At 41.6% G+C, this 6744-nt stretch carries 1 protein-coding gene and 1 pseudogene; both read right to left on the reverse strand.

Translation table 11 applies throughout. The features are described 5' to 3' along the window. Positions 1-238: 238 nt before the first annotated feature. Positions 239-5902: a WD40 domain-containing protein gene (locus PN499_RS24215; RefSeq protein ID WP_272035354.1), complete on the reverse strand. Its 5664-nt coding sequence runs from the start codon at positions 5900-5902 to the stop codon at positions 239-241. 554 nt (positions 5903-6456) lie between these two features. After that, positions 6457-6609, reverse strand: a pseudogene (locus PN499_RS24220) (ATP-binding protein); the annotation flags it as partial. Positions 6610-6744: the final 135 nt, after the last annotated feature.

Genomic DNA, 6744 nt, shown 5'->3' on the forward strand with positions numbered 1-6744 from the left:
GGTCTCTATTAGTTTTTCGGGTTCGGCTCATGGGGATTCACCGGGGCTAGATGACTCATCCAGTCTGAGTTTCACACGTTTGAGCTTTTAGAGAAAGTCCCTCTTGACTTTCGAGCGCTCTTCTTAACTTGTCACCAATGGGTGCGCGATCGCAGACAACCATCTATCGCTATGAGAAACCGCTTTTTGAGGCGATGGCTACGGCGGCTAAAGGCATCGCTCACCCTACATTCAATTTTCAATTCTCAATTTTTACTCCATCGCATAGGTGGCGATCGCGATCGCTCACATTCGGATTAGTTTTGAGATAATCCCCCACCCAGTCGCAACCACGCACCAGCAAATCATCCAGATCCAAATTCCACAAAATCACCGTATTATCCTTACTACCAGAAGCAAGAATCTTCCCATCCGGGCTAAAACTCACACTCATCACACTATTGCGGTGTCCCGTCAAAGTTTTTAGCAAAGTACCATTGCGGCTCCAAATTTTCACCTTATTGTCATAACTTCCAGACGCAACCAGCAAACCATCAGGGCTAAAACTCACACTCGTCACGCTATCGCTCGAACCCTTCAACAAAGTCGCAACCATTGTACCGTCAAGATTCCAGAGTTTTACCGTATTGTCATAACCAGCAGTTGCCAACATTTTTCCATCAGGACTAAAACTCACCCCCATCACAAAATTATTGTGAGCGTAAAAGCTTCTAATAATACGTCCCTCCCGACTCCAGAGTTTCACAGTACCGTCGTCACTCGCAGAAGCCAACATTTTTCCATCAGGACTAAAACTAACACTACTAACCCATCCAGTATGTCCCGTTAAAGTTTTAATTAACTTTCCATCGCGACTCCAAAGTTTAACAGTCTTATCCTTACTGGTGGAAGCAATGAGTTGACCATCGGGGCTAAAACTTACGCTCATCACGCTATCTTTATGGCCATTGAGAGTAAGAAAAAGAGAGAAAACAGGAGAGGGAGAGAGAGTAGAAACAAGGGAAGAAGAAACAATATTTTGGATTTTACCTTGAGACTTTACACGCCATAATTTTACAGATTTGTCATAACTACCAGAAACAAGTAACTTGCCATCAGGACTAAAACTCAGGCTCGAAACCCGATTACTATGTCCCTGCAAAGTTTGCAGCAAAATACCGCTGCGACTCCAAAGTTTAATCGTCTGATCGACAGAAGCCGAAGCCACAATTTGACCGTCAGGACTAAAACTTACACTTTGAACCCGATTTTGATGACCATCCAAAGTTTTGAGGGGTATATCATCAAGCCGCCATAGCCTCACCGTTTTATCAAAACTTGACGAAGCCAGCATTTTGCTATCGGGACTCCAACTCACCTGAGTAACTTTATCCCCATGTCCAGCTAAACTTCTAATTAAACTAATCTCAATTTTTACATTTTCCGAGTTGGGATTTCCTTTTCGCTTGACATCATTTGAGTACAACAATCTACCCGCACCATCGCGCATTTTTCCCTTACTAATTGCCGGGTTGGGGAGGGGTTTGTTCGCTTGATTAGCCAGCGGATCGACAACCTTTTTTAAACTCCAAATTTTCACAGTTTTATCTGCACTCCCTGAAGCCAAAGTTTTGCCATCTGGGGAAAAACTAACGCTAAAAACGAAGCTAGAATGATTCGTCAAAGTTGCGAGCAAAAAATCCTTAGTTTTTAACGCCGTTGCTTCTTTCTTCTCTTTAACCTGTAAAATCTTTGTGAGATTCCAAAGTTTCACAGTTTTGTCCTCTCCAGCCGAGGCAAGAATTTCACCATTAGGAGACAAACTAATACTATAGACTTTAGATAAACCAACACCTTCCCGATGCCGCAAATTTGCCAATAACTTACCATCAGTCCGCCAAATTTTCACAGTCCCATTATCGCTAGCTGAGGCAATTATTTTACCATCTCGGCTAAAGCTAACCGCATTTACCGGAGATTCATGCTGTAAAGTTTTGAAGAGACTACCATTTATCCTCCAAATTTTAACTGTTTTGTCTCCAGAGGCCGAAGCCAACATTTTACCATCAGGGCTAAAACTGATACCCGTAATATTATGAGTATGACCGCTCAAAGTTTTAACCAGGCTACCATCAGTCCGCCAAATTTTCACGTTTTTATCAAGACTTCCAGAAGCTAAAATTCGACTATTAGGGCTAAATGCCACATAAGTTATATTATCGGTATGACCTTTCAATGTTGCTTGTAAACTTCCATCGCTTCGCCAAAGTTTGACAGTTTTATCCACGCTGCCAGAAGCAATTATTTTACCATCAGAACTGAAACTTAAACCCCAAATTACATCCCCGTGTCCCTCAAAACGATTGCGTTCTTTAACTCCGTAAACTGCCTGTTGAAGTGCAGCCGCAATTAAAATTTCAGTATCTTTAAGAGTTTGAGTTTGTTGAGTGTTTTCGATTTGTCTCCACTGTTTACCCGCCCTCAAACTTTCCATCAGAGCATCGAACTTATTATTTGATAAAAAGAGGGCTTCCGAAGCTGCTGTCAAAGTATTAATATCTGCCCGTTGCCTTTGAGCCATCGCTACCTGTTTTTGAGCGACGGCTCGATGCCAAAAATTTAAAGCGGCAACGGTAGAAGTGGATAATAGCACTACGCCGATCACAGCTAAAGCTAATAGTTGTTTAAGGCGGCGGTTAGTATGGTAAAGTTGCACTTGACTCATTTGTTTATCAGCTTCAGCACGGTGCAGCCTTGCTTCTATACCGAATCTTTGGCGGATAGGTCTGACGAGATAATCATGAACTAATTGATAGCGGTCTTCTGGCGATTCCCGAAGCATAAATAGCAAACCATGACCGACTAATATTTCTAATATCAAGTCAAGATTGCTATTGCTTTCTGGTCGATTTTTAGGAGAGCGTCTGATATTGATAGCCAATGAGTTCTTATCAATCGCTAATGACAATTCTTGCTTGGTTTTAATCAGTCTAACTCCTCTTTCATCTGTTAACGAAAACAAGATTTTCCAGGTAGCATCTTCATTTTCTAAGCCGCAATCGGAGATGACTCGATCGAGGGAACGTTTAACTAATTCTGCCTTGGGCTGAGCCCCTAGTTGCTGATATTCTTTGAGAGTCGTAATTCTCTCTTCTTGGAGTTGTGCTCCCACTACCTGCAACTCAATTGGACGTACTTCTTCTAGTTCATCAGCTAAATCTAAAACAAAAGCATCAATCAATGCGGGCTCTAAGTAAAATTCAGCCCGTTCAGTTAAATGTTTGATCACGCTGTGGGTATCTCGGATTGAAAAATTCCTTAATTGATAGCGAATCTGCTTGTCTAAAATATTATTGTTAATCGCATCCAGATTAGGGACGCGATCGCACTCCAGTAAGTAATGCAAATAGTCTTCACGTAAGGAAAGAATTACCTTAACAAAGGGGAGATTTAAACACTTCCGAAAAAAATCATAAAAAAACTGTCTTTGTGTCCCCGAAGTGCAAACAAAGAAAAACTCTTCAAACTGATCGAAAATGAGTACAGTCAGCAGATTGTTTTCTGCATTTTGCCGTAACTGCTCGATAATAAATAAGACAGTATCCTCGATTAAACCTTGAGGTTCTAGACTGTTAACTCCTATTTTTGCTGGGCAATTTCCATAAACTTCTGGCACTCTTTTCGCCCTCAATCGCCTCTGCTCTTCTGCTACTCTATTCTCAAGCCCTTTAGTCAAACACTTCTCCAACTCCATCACCCAGTCAGTATAAACTTGCACAACAACAGGCAAGGTATCCCGCGCACCAAAGCTAATGTTTTTCAAAGCTGGCACTAATCCAGCATTGACCAGAGAACTTTTTCCTACACCGCTTGGCCCATGAATTATAGTTAATTTATGGTCGTCTCTGCCGATTCTTTCTAGTAAGCGGTTAATATCTTGTTGGCGACAGGAAGCAGTCATTTCTTCCGCGATCGCAACTTCATTTTCCACACAAGGCATCGAAGGGTTAATCGCTTGGCGATGGGGTTGCAATTGACCCGCACCAATAAAAGCTCTGAAACCGTACTGATACTCAATCGAACGCTTGGTTTTCTTAGTGCGGAAGGCCTTGAGATATTCGCCCCGCTCGAAGTAGAGCGATCGCAGATCCGCTAAAATATCAATGTAAAGTCGCGGATCGTATTTCGCCTCAGTTTGCCCAATGGCCAACTCCAAATAATTTACCGCCGCCTCCCACTGTCCCAGTTCCCGCACGCTTTTGGCTAGCAATAATAGATATAAACTCTTATCCGACAGGGGACAAGAGACGGGAGAGGATAGAGAGTTTTGAGTTTTAAAAGATTGCTTTGTTCCTCGCCAGACTAAACCCTGTGAGTAAGCTTCGCCAACCCGATTTTGAGTATTGAGTTTTGAGTTAAAAAAATCAGAAATTCCTTCTTCTCCTTTCCTCTCTCCCCCATCTTCCCCATTGGCTGCTTGATCCAAAATAGCTAAAGCCAATTCAGCTAACTGTCGCGCATGATGCCATCTAAACTCTTGCAGGGCAACCTCAGCCAGAAAGCCGTAATCTTGAGCAAGTTGGCTGGGAGTACCGTAGATAAAATGCAATTGTAAAGAACTTTCCGCGAGAGTTTGCAACTCTCCCCAAGCTTCCAGCCTTTGCAATACCTCTCCCAAATGAGTCGTCACCGCCGCCACTAAGTCAAAACGATTTGCTGCTTCAAACGCATTTCTAGATTCTTCTAAACTCATCCTTGCTTCTTCCAAGTGCAAGCGGTTAGCTACAGGATTTCTGGCAGCTTGGAGGCGTTGGCATAAGGCAATATGAAACAACACTATCCCTTGCCGTTCTAAAAATTGATAATCTGAGATTGGAGATTGAGAAGAAATAACTTCAGTTTGCTTTAGATTGTTTCTTCTATTGCCATACTTCCCATCTCGCAAAACTTCTTGCAGACTAGGCCAACGTGGTTTTAACTTCTCTCCCTCATCTTTGAGTTCTAGTATCCTCTTCTTAGTTTTCTGTTGCCAAAATGCTAAGCTTTGCTGATAATGAATCAAAGCAATTTCTGTTCGATCGCTGATGTAGTAATCGCGACCAATAACAAATTGTAAGCTGGCTTCGAGAGCAGGTTCTAACTCTTGTCCGCGACTTTCCACATCTTTTAATGCTAATTCTAGTTCTTGTCGCCGCCTGGAACCAATTGCCAGGTCGAGAGTATTAACTGGGTTAGAATTAGAGGAGAAAATGGGCGTAGAATCCTTTACCCAGAGGTGAGATCCTGAATTTTGCAGTTTAACTTCACTCGTTTGAGACAAATTTAACTTTGTTTCTGGGAGTTCTCCCTTGGGCTCAGAGATCGCATTTTCCGATTTTGCATTGAGTTTCCCAACAGTAAAAATAGCATCAGCTTGTTGCCTTAAAAAATCCATCAACTCGCTGGTAGCCATTTCAAATTTAATTGTAGCAGCAGCCCAACTTTTGAAATCGGGAGCCAATCGAATCATTTTCGCCGCAATATCATCCGTCACCCACAGCACTAACGGGAAGGCAAAATTTTTGCGAAACTCGTCCCGCACTTGGTTAGTAGATGTTAGTAAGTCATCGATCGCAACCACACTTTCTAGACCAAATACCATTAAAGCAGACTCCGAATCACCACCCATTGACACCAAAGAGCGAGTCTTTACTAACAGCGTAGTGTAGAGTGTTTTGACGGATGTAGCTAGGACTATATCTTGTATTTGAATGGGCGACATTTCCCGGAGTCGTTGCACCATTGAAAACCTTAATTGTTCGTAATTGCAGCGCACTAAAATTAGAGAAAATTGCCCTTGAGACATGGTAATGGAGCGTACCAGAGTCTTTAGCGATCGCTCGTTATAGCTAGCAGTTTCCTCTAGCTTCATCAGATCGGTCATACTTTCTACCTTATTTTGAAATTGTACTGTGATTCCAACTGAAATTCGACTTTTTGCAAAGTTACTCTACAGCTTAAAATCTTTAGCGTAACTGCTGAAGTACAACACATTAAGCCTATTGGCCGCCTCAGCATTTTCAGCTAAAAGTATGTTTACAAAAAATCTATTTAGTTCAGACAAACACAATCCACCCCAAAAATATTCCTAAAGGAATAGGTACTTTAGTTTGAGTATATCTTACTAACTACAGCGCTAAGGGAATTCGCACAGCGCATCAATCCTCTGAAGGGAGTTAGAAGCAAGATACAATACCAAGTAGCAGTTTAAATCATAATTAACTCTGAAAAAGCGTAAAAAAAAGTTAAGTTACGAAATTGCCACTCGAAATTAAAACGTTTAGGCATTAAATTCCCTAATTACAATGAAGAGACCATAAGTATTTAGTTATTTAAGAAAGCAGAAAGAAGATTTATACAGTCAGCTTAGTCCTCCATATTTCACTCTTAATTTAGGTGGAGTTACTTAACAACACCTTGCTACGATCGACCTCAAGTTTAACCTACAACTTCAAGACATTGCTGCCAAGCTTTATATTTCTTAGTCTCTGCTAGTGCTGGATTGATCCCAAACCAGCGTCCCTCATGATCTCGATATTCAAATACAAACATACTTCGCAGTAAAGTTTGGCATTCTTCCTCCCCTGTAATACCAATTTAATATGAAGCTGCATAGAATAAGGCTTCAAGAATGAAATTGTAAGAAGATAACGAAATGATTTGTTCAGGGGTGATTTGTGCCAAAACTTGATTCAGTCGTTCGCGCAATTGAGCAAGTGTCAGAAA

It is taken from the genome of Kamptonema animale CS-326 (assembly GCF_028330895.1).
In the GTDB taxonomy this organism is placed as follows: domain Bacteria; phylum Cyanobacteriota; class Cyanobacteriia; order Cyanobacteriales; family Microcoleaceae; genus Kamptonema; species Kamptonema formosum.